The sequence below is a fragment of the Nocardia cyriacigeorgica genome, from assembly GCF_029868385.1.
Taxonomy (GTDB): Bacteria; Actinomycetota; Actinomycetes; order Mycobacteriales; family Mycobacteriaceae; genus Nocardia; species Nocardia cyriacigeorgica_F.
On the sequence record NZ_JARWNX010000048.1, the window covers coordinates 18,846 to 36,099 of the forward strand.

The 17,254-nt window shown below is 68.0% G+C and carries 18 protein-coding genes and 1 pseudogene; 3 read left to right on the top strand and 16 right to left on the bottom strand.

Going from position 1 to position 17,254, the window contains the following annotated elements:
- Positions 1 to 197: 197 nt before the first annotated feature.
- The 4 genes from QH168_RS14820 to QH168_RS14835 form a co-directional block, all read right to left on the bottom strand.
- Complete coding sequence (locus QH168_RS14820) at positions 198 to 740, bottom strand: hypothetical protein (RefSeq protein ID WP_280235229.1); 543 nt, start codon at positions 738 to 740, stop codon at positions 198 to 200.
- A 140-nt stretch (positions 741 to 880) separates the two neighbouring features.
- Entirely contained in the window at positions 881 to 1,204 is a 324-nt protein-coding gene (locus tag QH168_RS14825; protein WP_280235230.1) for a DMT family transporter, read from the bottom strand.
- A 118-nt stretch (positions 1,205 to 1,322) separates the two neighbouring features.
- Positions 1,323 to 2,744 carry an argininosuccinate lyase gene (argH, locus tag QH168_RS14830; protein WP_280235231.1) on the bottom strand — a complete coding sequence of 474 codons (1,422 nt, stop codon included), beginning with the start codon at positions 2,742 to 2,744 and terminating at the stop codon, positions 1,323 to 1,325.
- 328 nt (positions 2,745 to 3,072) lie between these two features.
- A complete protein-coding gene (locus QH168_RS14835) occupies positions 3,073 to 4,275 on the bottom strand; it encodes an argininosuccinate synthase (protein ID WP_194997683.1) in 1,203 nt (400 codons plus the stop codon).
- 232 nt (positions 4,276 to 4,507) lie between these two features.
- Between QH168_RS14835 and QH168_RS14840 the strand changes: the two genes are divergently transcribed.
- Positions 4,508 to 4,687, top strand: a complete 180-nt coding sequence (locus QH168_RS14840) for a hypothetical protein (protein WP_280235232.1) — start codon at positions 4,508 to 4,510, stop codon at positions 4,685 to 4,687.
- 255 nt (positions 4,688 to 4,942) lie between these two features.
- Here the strand turns inward: QH168_RS14840 and QH168_RS14845 are convergent.
- Positions 4,943 to 5,262: pseudogene (locus QH168_RS14845) on the bottom strand (GYD domain-containing protein).
- A gap of 331 nt (positions 5,263 to 5,593) precedes the next feature.
- Between QH168_RS14845 and QH168_RS27715 the strand changes: the two are divergent.
- On the top strand, positions 5,594 to 5,881 hold the full coding sequence (locus QH168_RS27715) for an Rpn family recombination-promoting nuclease/putative transposase (RefSeq protein ID WP_432421099.1): 288 nt from the start codon (positions 5,594 to 5,596) through the stop codon (positions 5,879 to 5,881).
- Positions 5,847 to 6,047: a hypothetical protein gene (locus QH168_RS14850; protein ID WP_280235233.1), complete on the top strand. Its 201-nt coding sequence runs from the start codon at positions 5,847 to 5,849 to the stop codon at positions 6,045 to 6,047. The genes QH168_RS27715 and QH168_RS14850 overlap by 35 nt, the downstream gene beginning before the upstream one ends.
- Positions 6,048 to 6,154: 107 nt before the next feature.
- On the opposite strand, the gene QH168_RS14855 is transcribed toward QH168_RS14850, so the two are convergent.
- The 11 genes from QH168_RS14855 to QH168_RS14905 all read right to left on the bottom strand — a co-directional run bounded on the left by QH168_RS14855 (position 6,155) and on the right by QH168_RS14905 (position 17,198).
- Positions 6,155 to 6,670, bottom strand: coding sequence for an arginine repressor (locus QH168_RS14855; RefSeq protein WP_280235234.1), 516 nt, complete (start codon positions 6,668 to 6,670; stop codon positions 6,155 to 6,157).
- A complete protein-coding gene (gene argF / locus QH168_RS14860) occupies positions 6,667 to 7,653 on the bottom strand; it encodes an ornithine carbamoyltransferase (protein ID WP_280235235.1) in 987 nt (328 codons plus the stop codon). The genes QH168_RS14855 and argF overlap by 4 nt, the downstream gene beginning before the upstream one ends.
- Complete coding sequence (locus QH168_RS14865; protein ID WP_280235236.1) at positions 7,650 to 8,858, bottom strand: acetylornithine transaminase; 1,209 nt, start codon at positions 8,856 to 8,858, stop codon at positions 7,650 to 7,652. Before QH168_RS14865 ends, argF begins: the two co-directional genes overlap by 4 nt.
- Complete coding sequence (argB, locus tag QH168_RS14870) at positions 8,855 to 9,781, bottom strand: acetylglutamate kinase (protein WP_280235237.1); 927 nt, start codon at positions 9,779 to 9,781, stop codon at positions 8,855 to 8,857. Before argB ends, QH168_RS14865 begins: the two co-directional genes overlap by 4 nt.
- Entirely contained in the window at positions 9,778 to 10,995 is a 1,218-nt protein-coding gene (gene argJ, locus QH168_RS14875) for a bifunctional glutamate N-acetyltransferase/amino-acid acetyltransferase ArgJ (protein WP_280235238.1), read from the bottom strand. Before argJ ends, argB begins: the two co-directional genes overlap by 4 nt.
- Positions 10,992 to 12,050, bottom strand: coding sequence for an N-acetyl-gamma-glutamyl-phosphate reductase (gene argC / locus QH168_RS14880; RefSeq protein WP_280235239.1), 1,059 nt, complete (start codon positions 12,048 to 12,050; stop codon positions 10,992 to 10,994). Before argC ends, argJ begins: the two co-directional genes overlap by 4 nt.
- Before the next feature lie 94 nt (positions 12,051 to 12,144).
- Positions 12,145 to 12,714, bottom strand: a complete 570-nt coding sequence (locus QH168_RS14885; RefSeq protein WP_280235240.1) for a TetR/AcrR family transcriptional regulator — start codon at positions 12,712 to 12,714, stop codon at positions 12,145 to 12,147.
- Between the two features lie 7 nt (positions 12,715 to 12,721).
- Entirely contained in the window at positions 12,722 to 14,275 is a 1,554-nt protein-coding gene (locus tag QH168_RS14890) for an MFS transporter (RefSeq protein WP_280235241.1), read from the bottom strand.
- Positions 14,276 to 14,415: 140 nt separating this feature from the next.
- On the bottom strand, positions 14,416 to 15,636 hold the full coding sequence (locus tag QH168_RS14895) for a cation:proton antiporter (protein ID WP_280235242.1): 1,221 nt from the start codon (positions 15,634 to 15,636) through the stop codon (positions 14,416 to 14,418).
- A gap of 71 nt (positions 15,637 to 15,707) precedes the next feature.
- The gene (locus QH168_RS14900) at positions 15,708 to 16,562 is read right to left on the bottom strand and encodes an alpha/beta fold hydrolase (RefSeq protein ID WP_280235243.1); all 855 of its coding nucleotides are present in this window, start codon (positions 16,560 to 16,562) and stop codon (positions 15,708 to 15,710) included.
- A gap of 147 nt (positions 16,563 to 16,709) precedes the next feature.
- On the bottom strand, positions 16,710 to 17,198 hold the full coding sequence (locus QH168_RS14905; RefSeq protein WP_280235244.1) for a pyridoxamine 5'-phosphate oxidase family protein: 489 nt from the start codon (positions 17,196 to 17,198) through the stop codon (positions 16,710 to 16,712).
- Positions 17,199 to 17,254: the final 56 nt, after the last annotated feature.

The following is a 17,254-nucleotide window of genomic DNA, read 5'->3' on the forward strand; positions in this document are numbered from 1 at the left end:
ACGGCAGACTTCGAAGCCGTTCCGCACCCCCGACCATGGCGCAATTTCCGCGAGCCCGATACAAGCCACCGCGGCTACCGCACACTCCTCCGCGCCGGGACGGCCGTCGAGGGCGCGCCCGGGGCGCGCGTCTCGGTCAGCCGCCTCGCAGCGAGCAGAGGGTACTGCCCGCCTGCTGCCCCGCCTCAGCAGGACAGTCAGCTGCCACCACCATCCGAGGTCGGCGTCGGCTGACCACTGCCGCCTTCCGGGTCGGGGCCCGCACCGTGATTGGGGTTGGTGCAGATGGTGCCCTCACAGGGCACGACGCTGCCGTCACCGTTCGGGTTCGGCATGGTGTGGCCGCCGTTCTCCTCCGGATTCGGGCCCGCACCATGGTTCGGGTTGGTGCAGATCGTGCCCTCACACGGCACGTACGAACCGTCACCATTGGGGTTCGGGATGGCGTCGGGGCCGACGTAACTGCCGAGTGGGCAGCCCGGGTCCTGATTGCGCGCACAATACTCCGGTGTGAGGTTGTTGCCGGTGGAGCCGTCGGCGCCGCGCTGGCCGGAGGTGGGTGCGGGCGGCGAGGTCGGGGCGACCGTTGTGCCCTGGTTGTCCGGGGTTGCCGCGGACCGGGTCGTGGTGACGGCGTGCGTGGTGGTCGTCGGCGAGTCGGTGGAGGCATCGTCGCTACAGGCGGTGAACAGTAGCGGTGCGGCGCATACGACCAGGACCGCGGCATATCGACGGTTCATGCGAACTCCCTATCGCCTTACGGGACAAGACAGTGCGATCCGGAGTCTAACCACGTTCGATGCGTCTTCCGGTGATCCGACGGCATCATCAGGGATAAATAGTTTGATGCGCATATCTACGTATCTGGATTTATTAGCACTCAGCGCGCCCCACCGAGTTCCAACGCGACCACGCCGAGAATCACCAATCCGATTCCGCCGACCTGCACCAGGCTGAGCCGCTCGTCCAGGAACAACGCCCCGATCACGGCCACCGCCGCCACCCCAACCGCCGACCAGATGCCATACGCGACCCCGACCGCCATTCCCCGCTTCAACGCCTGCGACAGGAACAGGAATGCGGCGCCGTATCCGACGACCACCACGATCGACGGCACCAGCTTGGTGAAACCTTCGGACAGTTTCAGCGATACGGTCGCCGAGATCTCCGAGACGATGGCCAACGCGAGAAACAGGAACGTCATGGGCGCACAGTAGCGATACCGGCGCGAATGGCCCCCACTCCCCCGTCACGAATCCGGCTCGTACGCAGCAGTATCAGCTGCCGGCCTACCCGGCCGAGGAAGTACGGCTTGCGTGACCTCAGCCGAGCCAGGCGCGCGCGGCGGTCGCGGCGGCGCGGACCTCGTCCAACTGCTCGGCGACCCGCACGCCAGCGGTGCCGCCGCGTGAGTTACGCGAAGCGATCGATCCGGCGACGGTCAGCACCTCGCGGACCTGCGGGGTGAGAGCCGGGTCGACGGCGGCGAACTCGTCGTCGGTCAGCTCGTCCAGGCCGACGCCGCGGGATTCGGCGGCGCGTACGCAACCACCGGCGGCTTCGTGCGCGACCCGGAACGGAACACCTTGGCGCACCAGCCATTCGGCGATATCGGTGGCGAGGGTGAAACCGGCCGGGGCGAGTTCGGCCATGCGGTCGGTGTGGAAGGTGAGGGTGGAGACGAGTCCGGCGATGGCGGGCAGCAGAAGTTCCAGCTGGGCCACCGAATCGAACAGCGGCTCCTTGTCCTCCTGGAGATCCCGGTTGTAGGCCAGCGGCTGCGCCTTGAGGGTGGCCAGCAAGCCGGTGAGGTTGCCGATCAGGCGACCGGCCTTGCCGCGGGTGAGTTCGGAGACGTCCGGGTTCTTCTTCTGCGGCATGATCGACGAGCCGGTGGACCATGCGTCGGCGAGGGTGATGTACCCGAATTCCGGTGTGCTCCAGATGATGACCTCTTCGGCCATCCGGCTCAGGTCCACCCCGATCATGGCGAGCACGAACGCGGCTTCGGCGGCGAAATCACGGGCAGAAGTGGCATCGATACTGTTCGCCGCGGCGGCGTCGAAGTCGAGATCGGCGGCGATCTGCTCCGGGTCGAGTCCCAGCGAGGAACCGGCGAGCGCGCCCGAGCCGTACGGCGAGATGGCGGCGCGCTTGTCGAAATCGCGCAGCCGGTCGACATCACGCAGCAGCGGATGCGCGTGTGCCAGCAGTTGATGTGCCAGCAGCACCGGCTGCGCTGCCTGCAAATGGGTCTTACCGGGCATGACGGCATCGGGATGCGCCGCGGCCTGCGCGACGAGGGCGTCGACCACCTCGAGCAGTCCGGCCGCGACCCGGCGCACGGCATCACGCAACCACATCCGGAACAGGGTCGCCACCTGGTCGTTGCGGGACCGACCGGCCCGCAGGCGACCGCCGAGTTCGGTGCCCGCGCGTTCGATGAGGCCGCGTTCGAGGGCTCCGTGCACGTCCTCGTCCGATTCGGCCGGGCCGAAAGCGCCGGAGGCCACATCGGCGGCCAGCTGATCGAGGGCGGCGAGCATGCCGTCCAGGTCATCGCCGGACAGCAGTCCCGCCTTGTGCAGCACACGCGCGTGCGCCTTGGACGCGCGGATGTCGTACGGCGCCAACGCCCAGTCGAAATGCGTCGACTTGCTCAACGCGGCCATCGCCTCGGCGGGACCGGACGCGAACCGGCCACCCCAGAGCGCCCCTTCGTTGGTTGCGCCGCTCTGCGTCATGGTGTGCTGTCTCCTCGGGTCGGATCTCGGGTGTCGGGCCGCCTGATACGTCGGGGGCTACGGTAACCGGCCGAACTGGATCGGCGGCGATGCGGTGTCTGCCGGACACTGCGATCGGCACTGGTGCGACACCCGCCGAACACAGAGTTCACGCCGAGCCGGGTACAGCGCTGCACGGCTTCTCAGCGCACCACGGTGGCGCACCGTGAAGAGCATCGCCGCAGTACACCGCGTACCCGGACAAGGCGCGACGATCCGGCCCGGTGACGCGCAGCCGACGATCGCGTGCGCGGTGCACCGGATACACCGGCACACCGCACCGCGCGAACTACTTCTGGTTCAGATCCCGGCGCGCGGCGACCTTCGACGACAGGCCGTGGATCTGCACGAAACCCTTGGCCAGCGACTGGTCGAAGGTGTCGCCCTCGTCGTAGGTGGCCAGGTTGAAGTCGTAGAGCGACTGTTCGCTGCGACGGCCGTTGACCACCACATTGCCGCCGTGCAGCACCATCCGGATATCGCCGGAGACGTGTTCCTGGGTCTCGCCGACGAAGGCATCCAGCGCACGCTTGAGCGGGGAGAACCACAGGCCGTCGTAGACCAGCTCGCCCCAGCGCTGCTCGACCTGGCGCTTGTAGCGGCCCAGCTCGCGTTCGATGGTGACCGCTTCCAGCTCCTGGTGGGCGGCGATGAGGGCGATGGCGCCCGGCGCCTCGTAGATCTCACGGCTCTTGATGCCGACGAGCCGGTCCTCGACCATATCGAGGCGGCCGACGCCCTGGCGGCCCGCGCGCTTGTTCAGCTCGACGATCGCCTCGAGCACGGTGACCTGGCGGCCGTCGATGGCGACCGGCACACCGCGCTCGAAGGTGACGATCAGCTCGTCGGGCGCCTCGAAGTTGACCGTCGGGTCGGAGGTGTAGTCGTAGACGTCCTTGGTGGGCGCGTTCCACAGATCCTCGAGGAAGCCGGTCTCGACGGCGCGGCCCCACACGTTCTGGTCGATGGAGAACGGCGACTTCTTGGTGACGTTGATCGGCAGCGCGTTCTCCTCGGCGAACGCGATGGCCTTCTCGCGGGTCCAGGCGTAGTCGCGGACCGGAGCGATGACGTTCAGGTCGGGCGCGAGCGCGCCGATGCCGACCTCGAAGCGCACCTGGTCGTTGCCCTTACCGGTGCAGCCGTGCGCGACGGTGCTCGCGCCGTGGAACTTGGCCGCCTCGACCAGATGCTTGACGATGAGCGGGCGGCTGATCGCCGACACCAGCGGGTAGCGGCCCATGTAGAGGGCGTTGGCCTGCACGGTGGGCAGGCAGTAGTCGTCGGCGAACTCGTCGCGTGCGTCGACCACGATGGCCTCGACGGCGCCGCAGTCGAGGGCGCGCTGACGCACCACGTTCATGTCCTCGCCGCCCTGACCCAGGTCGATGGCCACGGCCACGACCTCGGCGCCGGTCTCCTTGCCGATCCAGCTGATGGCCACGGAGGTGTCCAGCCCACCGGAGTAGGCGAGTACGACGCGATCGGACATGATCTGGTGCTCCTAAGTCTGTGTGGGTCTGCGCGGCTGCGGTGAGCAGCTTGCTGGTCGCCGGTACGGCTCGCGCCTGGAAATGATTATGCATGATGATGCAATCTCATTCACAACCGGGGTTGCGATGGCCGCTGCCTGCACAGATTCTGCCCGAAGAGCCTTGGCCCCGCCTCGCCACTGTGGAAGTGTGAGCCTTGTCCATCCGCCTCGACGCCGAAGGATCGACACCATGTTCACCAACATCATCGAACCACTCCGGGACCTGGCCGAACAGAACCGCGACGTCATCGGTTTCGTGGTCATCAACCTCGGCAACGCCGCCCTCGGTCTCGCCAAACACGGGCTCGACGTGGCGACGCCGCTGCTACAGCAGTTCTTCTCCGAGTATCCGCCCGGCCAGAACTACTGATCCCGGCGACCGGCCGTCGGATCCGAGCACGCGGGCTCGGCCGGTCGGGGGTGGCTCGCGCCCGCCGCATCTCCGCGCGGCGATGAGGTTCCGATTCGCCATCAGCCACTGCCCTACCCCCCCACCAGTCGCAGGGCCGATACCCAGCCCATGTCGACGCGCCATCGCCGCTGCGCAAACCGCCAGATCATGATCGCGCCAATAGCCAGGGCGGCCGGAAGGTCCGGATTTCCGGCACCGCCGACCGAGCAACCTCTAGCTGGACGGCGGCGTGTACGTAACCTCTCGCGCGACGGCCTCGTCGACCTGCTCGGGCGTCAGCAACGGCACGGTGTGCGATATCGCGGCGCCGGACGCGGCGGTGCGGATGGCGAGTGCGGCGGCCGACACCTCGTCGGGAGCATCACCGATCACGAACAGATCATCCTCACCCAACGCGAAGTAGCAGGCGTCGACATGTCCGCCCACACTCTCGACCATCTCCGTGATGGCCGCCCGACGCACACTGCCGCCTGCGCCAGCAACCCCGAAGCCCCTTCCTGGGTATAGCTGACCCGCCACAAGTACTTCGGCATCGCGACGCCTCCTTCTACTCACAGGACGATCTCGACCAATCCCGACCCTAGGTCCCAGCTTTTACCCCTGCGGGCTTGCGACGATGCCGTCACACCACTGATGCGGCACCGTGACGCCGGTGATACCAGCGCTCAGTCATGAGCGCGATGAGGCCTTGGCGATATCACCGGCATCGGCTGTTGCCTATCGGGTTCGGCCGACGCGACACACCTCTCGGATTCGCGCTCCGATCGGCCGACCTGCGTCTGAACAGATCAGATCCCTCGGTTCAACCGCCCCTCACCGCAACCGATTTCGCCACCTGTCGGTAGCCGGGTGTAGCTTCGCCGAATGGTCGAGTCCCGGTCCAACTCGCACGATGCCTACTTCCGGCATGTCATGGCCCGTCCCGACAACGCGGCGAGCGAGTTGCGGGCCGTATTACCCGCCGAGATCAGTGCCCACATCGATTGGTCCGGGTTGGAGCTGCAATCGGGAAGCTTCGTCACCCCGAGCTCCGCTCCCGCTACAGCGACCTGCTCTACCGCACCCGACCCTTGCGTCGGTATTCGAGCAGCTCGGACCACGAGCGAAGGAGGCCCTCATGACCACAGCCGAACGAATCGAAGCGCGCGGTGAAGCACGCGGCCGCGCCGAGGCTCTGATCGAACTCATGACCGCCAAGTTCGGGCCCTTGCCCGCCGCTGTGGTCGACCGGGTGCGGTCGGCGGAACCTGCCGTGGTCCGTGGTTGGACTACGAAGGTGCTGACGGCGGCATCCGCCGACGAGATGTTTGCCGGGTAGCGCCCGCTCTTTCGTGTGGGCGGGTCCCGATGACAACGGGCAGGTCGTTGAGGCGACACGAGCGCGTCAGTCAGCGGGAAGAGAGGCCGGGCGCGGTGGCAGTGGGGTTACGCCAGGCGCTCGATCTCGGCGGCGAGTTCGGCTCCGGTCATCGGTTCGCGGGCGATCACCGCGATGGTGTCGTCACCGGCGATGGTGCCGACGATGTAGGGCAAGGACGCCCGGTCCAGCGCGCTCGCGAGGAAGTGCGCGGCACCGGGTGGGGTGCGCAGGACGGCGAGGTTGCCGCTGGCGTCGGTGGAGACCAACAGGTCGCCGAGCAACTTCGACAGGCGGCCGGTGCCGCCGGTGACGCCGCGGACGGGGCTGCCGTCTTCGGGGACCACATACACTCCGGCGCCGCCGTCGGCGGCGCGTAGCTTCACCGCGCCGAGTTCGTCCAGGTCACGCGAGAGGGTGGCCTGGGTGGTTTCGATGCCTTCGGCGGCGAGCAGGGCGGCGAGTTCGGTTTGGCTGCGCACCGAATGCGCCGACAGCAGTGCGACGATGCGCGACTGCCGACCGGCCCGGGTCGCGGCCGTGGCCGGACCCGGGGCGCCGGTGTCGGAAGTGGGCACGCTCATCGTCGGCTGCTCTGTCTGTCCAGCAGCCACACCAGCAGCGCCTTCTGGGCGTGCAGGCGGTTCTCGGCCTCGTCCCAGACCACGCTGCGCGGGCCGTCGAGCACCTCGTCGGTGATCTCCTCACCGCGATGGGCGGGCAGGCAGTGCAGCACCACGGCGTTCGGCTGCGCCTTGGCGAGCAGGCCGCCGTTGATCTGGAAGCGGCGGAAGGGCCCGATCCGGTCGAGGCCGTCGTTCTCCTGCCCCATCGACGTCCACGTATCGGTCACCAGCGCGTCCGCACCCTCGGCGGCGATCCGCGGATCGTCGGTGAGGGTGACGCTCGCCCCGGTCTCGGCGGCGCGGGCCCGCGCGGCCTCCACCACCCACGGCAGCGGTGCGAAACCCTCGGGCGCGGCGATGGTGACGTGCAGGCCCGCGGTGACGCCGCCGAGCAGCAGCGAATGCGCCATATTGTTGGCGCCGTCGCCGAAATAGGCGAGTTTGCGGCCGGTCAATGGCCCGAGATGTTCGGTGAGGGTGAGCAGATCGGCCAGCACCTGGCAGGGATGGAACTCGTCCGAGAGCGCATTGACCACGGGAACCGTTGCGGTCGCGGCCATTTCGTCGAGCCGAGTCTGCTCGAAGGTGCGCCAGACGATGGCGTCGACATACCGGGACAGCACCCGACCGGTGTCGCCGAGAGTTTCCTCACGGCCCAGTTGGGTGTCGCGGCCGTCGACGACCACGGCGTGCCCGCCGAGCTGGGCGATACCCAACTCGAACGAGAACCGGGTGCGGGTGGAGTTCTTCTCGAAGATCACCCCGACTCCGCGCGGGCCCTCCAGTGGACGACGCGCGAACGGTGCGCCCTTGAGTTCGGCGGCCAGCGCGAGCACCTCGGCCTGCTCGGACGGTGTGAGGTCGTCGTCGCGCAGGAAATGTCGCACGAGGGCGGCGGTGGGCGTGGCGCCGTTCACCGGGGTGGAATCGGACAGCGTCATGCGGAGGCTCCCTTCGCGTCGGCTGCGGCGAGATCGAGGATCTCCGGCAGATCGGCGACGAAGTTGTCGGATTGGGTTTCGGTGAGCACCAGCGGCGGCGCCAACCGGATGACATTCGGCTTGGCCGGATTCACCAGATAGCCCGCTGCCCGCGCCCGCGCCTCGACCTGTGCGGCGACATTCTCGGTGAGGGCGATGCCGATCAGCAGTCCGGCGCCGCGCACATGATCGATCAGCGGATGCTCGAGCAGTTCGATCCCGTCGCTGAGTCGTTTGCCCAGCGATTCGACATGCGCGAGCAGACCCTGCTCGTCGATGGTGCGCAGCACCGCCAGCGCGGCCGCCGCGCAGACGGGGTTACCGCCGAAGGTGGTGCCGTGCAGGCCGGGGGTGAGCAGGTCGGCGGCTTTTCCGGTGGCCAGCACCGCACCGATCGGCAGACCACCACCGAGGCCCTTGGCCAGGGTGATGACATCGGGGACGATGCCGACCGACTGGTGGGCGTAGAACTTGCCGGTGCGCCCGATACCGGTCTGCACCTCGTCCAGGATCAGCAGCGCACCGTGTTTCGCGGTGATCTCACGGGCTCGCACCAGATAGTCCAGCGGCGGCACCACCACACCGCTCTCTCCCAGCATCGGTTCGAGGAAGACCGCGGCGGTATCGGCGTCGACCACCCGCTCCAGTGCGGCGACGTCACCGTAGGGCACGTGCACCACACCGGGCGGCATCGGTTCGAACGGCGCCCGCTTGGACGGCTGCCCGGTCAGCGCGAGCGCGCCCATGGTGCGGCCGTGGAAGGCCTCCTCGCACGCGATGATCTTGCGCCGTCCGGTGAGCCGGGCGATCTTGAACGCGGCCTCGTTGGCCTCGGTGCCGGAGTTGCAGAAGAACGCCTTGCTGTCACCGGTACGACCGTCACCGAAGTGGTCGAGCAGGCGTTCGGCCAGTTCGATCACCGGTTCGTTGCCGTAGATGTTGGAGACATGTCCGAGGGTGCCCAGCTGGTGGGTGACCGCCTCCAGGATCGCCGGATGGGCGTGGCCGAGGCTGTTGACGGCGATCCCGCCGAGGAAATCGACGTAGCGATTGCCGTCCGCGTCGTAGACCACCGCGCCCGCGCCGCGCACCAGCACGATGTCGGGTGTCTTGTAGTTGTGCATCAGGGCGGCCGACCACCGCTGCTGCCATTCCGCTGTGCTCATGCTCCGGCTCCGTTTTCGCTCGTTGCCCCGGGCGACGCGGGGGTCACCATGGTTCCGATGCCCTCTCCGGTGAACAGCTCCAGCAGCACCGAATGCGGGACGCGTCCGTCGATGACGTGGGCGCTGGGCACCCCACCGTTCACCGCGCGCAGACAGGCTTCCATCTTGGGCACCATGCCCGCATCCAGGCGTGGGAGCAACTCCGCCAGCGCGGCCGCGTCGATCGCCGAGGTCAGCGAGGAACGGTCCGGCCAGTCGGTGTAGAGGCCCTCGACGTCGGTGAGGACCACCAGTTTCTCCGCGCCGATGCCCTCGGCCAGTGCGGCCGCGGCGGTATCGGCATTGATGTTGTGCACCACGCCGTCGGCGTCGGGGGCGATGGTGGAGACCACCGGGATGCGGCCCGCGTCGATGAGATCGAGGACCGCGGCGGGGTTCACCTCGGTCACATCGCCGACCAGGCCGATATCGGTGGGTTCGCCCTCCACGTCGACGGTGCGGCGGGTGGCGGTGAACAGATGCGCGTCCTCACCGGAGATGCCGACCGCGTACGGTCCGTGCGCATTGATCAGCCCGACGAGTTCGCGCCCGACCTGACCGAACAGCACCATCCGCACCACATCCATGATCTCCGGTGTGGTGACCCGGAACCCGCCGCGGAACTCACCGGTGAGACCGAGGCGCTTCAGCATGGCGTTGATCTGCGGTCCGCCGCCGTGCACCACCACCGGATGCACGCCGACGGTGCGCAGGAAGGCCATATCGGCGGCGAAATCACGTTTGAGCCGATCGTCGATCATGGCGTTGCCGCCGTACTTCACGACGACGATCTTGTCGCGGAACTTCTGTAGCCAGGGCAGCGCGTCGGCGAGGACATGCGCCTTGTCCAGCGCCGAGAGACTGTGCAGGATCTCGGTGGTCATGAGCTGTAGGCCGAGTTCTCTTCGACGTACCCGTGCGAGAGGTCGGTGGTGCGGATGCTCGCGGTGCCCGTGCCGATCCGCAGATCGATGAGCACCTCGATATCGGCGCCGGACAGGTCGACCTCGCGGGCGCCGGGCGCGCCCATTCCGTCGATACAGACCGGATGTCGGTTGAACGACACCGAGATCAGGTTCGGGTCGAGGGTGATCGGTGCGATGCCGACGGCGGCCAGCACCCGGCCCCAGTTCGGATCGGAGCCGAACAGCGCGGTCTTGACCAGGCTGTCGCGGGCGACCACGCGGGCCGCGATGAGGGCTTCGTCCTCGTCGGCGGCGCCGGTGACGGTGACGGTGACCCGTTTGGTGACACCCTCCGCGTCGGCCATCAGCTGGGCGGCCAGATCGTCGCAGACGGCGAGCACGGCGGCGTCGAGTTCGTCCTGGGTGGGGGCGACCTCGCTGGCGCCGTTGGCCAGCAGCAGCACGGTGTCGTTGGTGGAGCAGGAGCCGTCGACGTCGAGCCGGTCGAAGGTGAGCCTGGTGGCCTTGCGCAGCGCCTGATCCAGCTGTTCGGCGGTGGCATGGGCGTCGGTGGTGAGCACGACCAGCATCGTCGCCAGCGACGGCGCCAGCATGCCCGCGCCCTTGGCCATCCCGCCGACGTTCCACTTGTTCCGGTGGTGGAACGACGCCTCTTTCGGCACGGTGTCGGTGGTCATGATGGCGTAGGCGGCGTCGGTGCCGCCGGACATGCCGCCGCCCATCTCGTGCACGATCTCGGTGACGGCCGGGATGAGTTTGTCCATCGGCAGCCGGTCGCCGATGAGGCCGGTGGAGCAGACCGCGATCTCGCCCGCGCCGGTCTCGGTGCCCCAATTGCTCAGTGCGGTGGCCAGTTCCTCGGCGGTGCGATGGGTGTCCTGGAAGCCGCCCGGCCCGGTGCAGGCATTGGCGCCACCGGAATTGAGGATGACCGCGCGCAGCGCACCGGAGGTCAACACCTGCTGCGACCACAGCACGGGCGCGGCCTTGACCTTGTTGCTGGTGAACACACCGGCCGCCGCGTACTCCGGTCCCTCGTTGAAGACCAGCGCCAGATCGGGGTTGCCGTTGGCTTTGATCCCCGCGGCGATGCCCGCGGCGCGGAATCCGAGCGGTGCGGTCACCCCCTGGGTGCGGATCAGTGTGCCCTCGGCGGTGTCGGATGTCGTCACGGTGCCACTCCTACGGTGGAAAGCCCTGCGGTCTCGTCGATTCCGAGGGCCAGATTCATCGATTGCACCGCGGCGCCCGCGGTGCCCTTGGTCAAGTTGTCGACCGCGCCGATCACCACGAGCAGGCCGGCGGCCGCATCGATGGCGACCTGGAGGGCGACGGCATTGGAGCCGAGCACCGCGCCGGTCTGCGGCAGTACACCTTCGGGCAGCAGCTGCACGAAAGGTTCGTCCGCATAGGCCTTTTCATAGACGGCGCGCGCTTCGGCGGCGTCCACCCGGACCGGTGCGGTGCAGGTGGCGAGGATACCGCGCGGCATCGGCGCGAGCACGGGGGTGAAGGAGACGGTGACGTCGGTGCCGCCGGCGGCGGCGAGGTTCTGCGCGATCTCCGGGGTGTGCCGGTGCGCGCCCGCGATGCTGTAGGCGCGGACCGAGCCCATGACCTCGGAGCCGAGCAGGCCGACGTCGAGTTTGCGGCCGGCGCCGGAGGTGCCACTCACGGCGACGACGGTGACGTTCGGCTCGATGATCCCCGCCGCGATCGCGGGTGCCAGCGCCAGACTGGCCACGGTCGGATAGCAGCCGGGAACCGCGATCCTGGTGGCGCCGCGCAGCCGGTCGCGGCCGCCGGGCAGTTCGGGCAGACCGTAGGGCCAGCTGCCCGCGTGCGGGGTGCCGTAGTACTTCTCCCAGGCCTGCGCATCGGTCAGCCGGAAGTCGGCGCCGCAGTCGATGATGATCGTCGAGTCCGGCAGTTGTTCGGCGAGCGCGGCGGACTGCCCGTGCGGCAGGCCGAGGAAGACCACGTCGTGACCGGCCAACTCTTCCACCGTGGTCGGCGCGAGGACGCGATCGGCGAGCGGCAGCAGATGTGGCTGCAAGGCGCCGAGCCGGGTGCCCGCATTCGATCCCGCGGTGAGCGCCCCGATGACGAGGCGCCCGGTTCGGTACTCCGGATGACCGAGCAGCAGGCGCAGCACTTCGCCGCCCGCGTACCCACTCGCACCAGCAACCGCGACCCGCACGACGGATCCGTCCGAGGAATCAACCATGTGATGATTATGCACGACCATGCAAGCTCATTCACGGGCGGTAGGAGATTTCCGGGCAGTACATCGAGCCGTGATCGCGGGGAAGCGCGCCGAGTTACGACCTGGAGCGCGGTAGCGCGCCGCGGAGCACAGCACGGATGCGGTCCACGTCGGCTTCGCGGTCACCGAGGAGGATGGCCGTGCACAGTCCATCGCACAGCGCGACGAACGCTTCGACCGCGTCGGGATCGTCGGTCTGCCTCCGGGCGAGTTCCGCGACGCTCTCCCGCCAGCTCCGGGCGGCGGGGCGCAACGCGGGGCGGCGCGCGGCCAGCGTCGAGAGTTCGCGTTCGGCGAGTGCGCGCTGCCGTCCGAGGCCGCCGGATTCGGCGATGATCTCGGCGAGCCCGGCCACCGGGTCGTCGGAGGCGTCCACGAGGTGGCGGATGCGCCGTGTATAGGCGTCGGTCACGCTGGTCAGGGCCGCCACCAGCAGGTCGTCCAGGGTGGCGAAGTAGTAGAGGGTCAGACTGGTGGTGATCCCGGCCTCGGTGGCCACGGTCCGGTGGGTCACACCGGCGGCGCCGTCGCGATCGACGATCGCGAGTGTCGCCTCGATGATCTGGGTTCTGCGGCGTCGGCCGCGCATCTTGCGGCCATCGACCGTCTCCTGTTCCACCACCATGACCCTCTCACCGATCCTCGCCGCTGCTGCGAGTCGAGGCTATCGGCTCCGCCTCGGGATCGGCGGCGCCGATCGGGCGAATGTCGCGCAGCATCGTCAAGCATGCGACCGAGGCCGCCGCGATGGCGATACCCGCGACGGCCGCGGCGGTGTTGAGTCCGCTGGTGAATGCGTCCCTGGCGTGGTGGAGAGCGGTGTCCGGCAGCTGCTGCGCGACGGACACGGCGTCGGAAAGGCTGTCGACGTACGACTCGGCCGCTGAGCGAGACAGATCGGACGGAGTCTCGACCGCCGCTCGATAGATCGCCGTGGTGAGGCTGCCCAACAGCGCCACCCCGGCAGCGATCCCCAGCTCCTGCACGGTTTCCGACAATGCCGCGGCCGATCCGGATCGCTTCTGCGGTGCCGCGCCGACGACGATGTCGGTGCCGAGCGCGGCGATGACGCCGAGGCCGAGATAGAGAAGGGCGAAGCCGACGACCACACGCGGCGTGTCGTCGGCCCCGGCGAAGGCGAGCAGGACGTATCCGATCAACGACACGGCCAGGGTGGCGGCCATGACGATGCCCGGTGCGAGACGACCGGCGATCACCGGGGCCCCGATCCCGCCGATCAGCATGGCGAGGGCAGGTGGCCCCATCCACAACCCGGCCATCAGCGGTGAGAGACCTTCGACCAGCTGTAGATATTGGGTGACCAGGTACATCATCCCGCCGAAGCCGACCAGTCCGATCAACAGCACGGTCAATGCGGCCGAGAAGGCCCGGTTCGCGAAGAGCCCGACATCCAGCAGCGGTTCGCGCAGACGCAATTGACGGCGAATGAACACGATCGTCGAACCACCACCGAGAAGTACCGCGACCAGGGCCGTGGCATCCACACCCTGTGCGGCGACATGTTTGATCGCATAGACGATCGGAAGAATCGCCGCCAGTGACAGCGCGACGCTACGCAGGTCCAGACGTGGGGCATCACTTCGATACTCCGGCAACAACACTGGCGCCACGATCAGTACCGCCACACTGATGGGCACCGCGAGCAAGAAGACCGCGCCCCACCAGAAGTGGGCGACCAGGATTCCACCCACCACCGGCCCCGCCGCCATGCCGAGCGCGAACATGGTGGCCCACACCCCGATCGCCATCGCCCGCTGCCCGGCATCGGTGAACATGGTGCTGATCAGGGACAGTGTGGATGGCATCAGCGTCGCCCCGGCCACGCCGAGCAAGGCCCTCGCCGCGATCAGCCACAGGGCGCTGGGGGCGAATGCCGCCAGGACCGAGGCCGCGCCGAAGGCGGCCATACCGATCAGCAGCAGGCGGCGGCGCCCGATCCGATCACCCAGCGTTCCCATTGTGATCAGAAACCCCGCGATGAGGAATCCGTAGGCATCCATGATCCACAACGTCTCCGTCGCGGTAGGCCGCAGGTCCGCGGCCAGGTTCGGCACGGCGAGATAGAGCGCCGTCACGTCGAGTCCCAACAGCACGGTCGGCAACGCCAAGACCGCGAGGCCTGCCCAGGGCCGCCGATCGGCACGCGAAGACAGCTCTGCGTCCATCTCACTTCTCCCAAATAGTTGAACCAACGTACTATTTGTACCATCGTTCAACATTGAGGAGCAATGGTTACCATATGGCGGTCTTTCCCGGCGGCTTTCGCGGCCGCTCCACTGCCGAACGCGCGCGGTGTCGTCTCGGGCTAGCTCGTGGTGGCGGGCTTCGCGCCACGGGTCCCGGCCCAGCGCGCCAGCAGCGGGAACAGCAGTACCGTTGTCGCCCCGGCGGCGACCATGGTCGAGGCGAGTTGTTGTTCGAGCAGTCCGGTACTGGTCGCGACCTGGGTGACGGCGACGATGATCGGCAGGCCGGTCGCGGCGTAGAGGGCCAGCTGCACACGCTCATGTGGTTCGGTGAGGTTGGCGCCGTGCTGGACGAAGCGTTCGCTGAACCACACCGGCACCCCGCGGGCCACCGCGATCGATACGACGAACAACGCCCAGGTGACCGGTGCCGCGGCGACCGTGGCGACGTCGATGCTCATACCGGAGACGACGAAGAAGATCGGGATGAGCACGCCGTATCCGATGGTCTCGAGCGATTCCCCGATCTCCGGGCGTTGTCCGCCCACCAGCCGGCGCAGGATGATGCCCGCGGCGAACGCACCGAGCACGACATCGAGCCCGAACTCGTCGGCCAGCGTCATCAGCACCAGCAGGAGCAGGAACACCACCCGGACCGGCAATTGCGCGGTACCGGCCGACATATCGGTCAGCAACCGGCCGACCGCGGGCACTCGGTCCAGGATGCGCTGGTGCACGAAGCCGATGAGACAGGCCGCGATCGCGAACAACAGCAGCACCACGATCGCGGCGCCCACATTGCGGCTGGTCAGCAGGACCGACATGGCGACGACCGGACCGAGTTCGCCGACCGCGCCGTGGGCGAGGACCGCGCGGCCGAGCTGCGTGTCGAGGACGCCGAGTCCCTTGACGATCGGAAGCAACGTGCCCAACGCGGTCGATGTCATCGCGATGGCCACCGCCGCGAGGGCCGTGAAAGACGCGTCGCGGGCGACGAGGGTCACCAACAACATCGCCAGCAGCAGCCCGGCGAACCAGGTGAACCAGGCCGTGCGACCGGGCTTTCCGCCGAGCAGGCGCGGATCGAGTTCGTAGCCCGCCAGCAGGAACAGCATGCCGACACCGAGTTCGCTGAGCAGATCCACACCACCACCGGAATCGGCCAGGCCGAGCGCATGCGGGCCGAGCACCACACCGAACAGCAGCAGGATCACCACATCCGGCACATAGCCGCGCAGCAGACGTGCGATGAGCGGCGCCGCGACGGCCGCCGCCGCGATCCAGAACAGCGAGACGATCGGCGACGTGCTCGCGCTGTCGGCGGCCTCGGCCAGGATCATCCGGTCATCGTGACACGGTGCCGCGGCCGATCAGGGTTTCGACATCCCGCGCGCCACGACGAGGCGGCTCGTCACGCCCCGACGTGCTTGCGCAGAAACGCCGCCAACGGCGCGAGAACCGCTTGCGGATCGTCGACGAACGGCCAATGCCCGAGACCTTCCAGAATGTGGATCTCGGCGTCGGGGAAGAAGGTTCGCTGCTGATCGGCGAAACGCACCGGAATGTAGGGGTCGCCGTCGCCCCAGATCACGCAGACCGGCAGGCCCTCGGCGGACAGGCCGGAGTCCTTCTCCGGGAAGGCGCGGCTGGGATCACGGGAGTTGCGGTAGAGCCGCAGCACCGCCCGTTTATGGGCCCAGTCCGCGTAGCGGCCGACGCGGTCGACATAGGAGCGCGGGATCGGCCGCGGATTGTCGCGGCTGAGCGCGATCTGCATGGCGCGCGGGTTGCTCATCAGCTGAAACAGTTCGCCGAGGACCGGTGTCTGCCAGATCTTGGCGTAGCGGTGCCAGCGGTAGCCGTCGAGGACGCCGCAGTTGATCACGCTGAGGCTGGCCAGCCGCTCGGGGTTGTCCAGCATCCACCGCATCCCCCACGGTCCGCCGAAATCGTGCAGCACCAGATGCGCCCGCTCGACGCCCAGCTGATCGAGCAGCAGACCGAGGAAGCGCGCGTGCCCGGCCACGCTGTGATCGAACGACGGTGGCCGCTCCGATCGTCCGAAACCCGGCATGTCCATGGCGATCACCCGCGCGAACCGCGCGATCTCGGGCGCGAGTTCGGCCCAGTCGTCCATGGGGCCGGGATTGCCGTGCACGAACACCACGGCCTCCCCACGATCGGTGGGGCCGCTGTCGTAGACCGCGCAGCGCACCCCGTCGACGGTGTGTTCGGTGACCTCGAGTACCGATGTGGTGTCGGTCATTCGGCATCCTTGCCTCGTCGCCCATCCCCCGCCGGCTCCGATGCGCCGGCCATGCCAACGGATGCTACCGCCGGCCGGCGTATTCGGACCCCGCTTCGGCCGATCACAGCCGACCGAAGCCCTCGGCGCGACCGGGTGAGTGACGGCTCACTTGTGGACGACGCGCTCCCCCTCGCCCGGCTTCCAGATGGTGATGTCGAGGACATCGTTACCGACCTCGACCGAGGACGCCGAGGTGAGATCGGCGACGAAGAAGTGGTCGAACTCTTCGTCGCGGATATCGAAACCACTGTCGTCGAACAGCTTTTGCGCGAAACGGGCGTGCACGGTGCGGTCGGTGATATCGGTGACCCGGCCGAACAGTTTGGCGTCGCCATCGGAGACATTGGTGTCGACGGTCGCGGTGTGCAGGCAGAAGCGGGGATCGCGGGCCAGATCCTTGAACTTGGTGGTGTTCGGCATGCCCGCGATCACCAGCTGATCCTCGAAGATCATCGGCTCGACCGGGCTGATCCGGGGGAAGCCGTCGGAGCGGAGCGTGCCGAGCATGCAGAGATTGCCGGTGGCCTTGTGCCGCCGCAGAAAGATCGTGGAAATCCGTGGCGCTTCTTCGGTGAACTGGCTCCATGTGGTCATATCTCGACGGTACGAGCTATTGCTGACACCTGCTGTCAGGTTTGCTGGATAGTCTG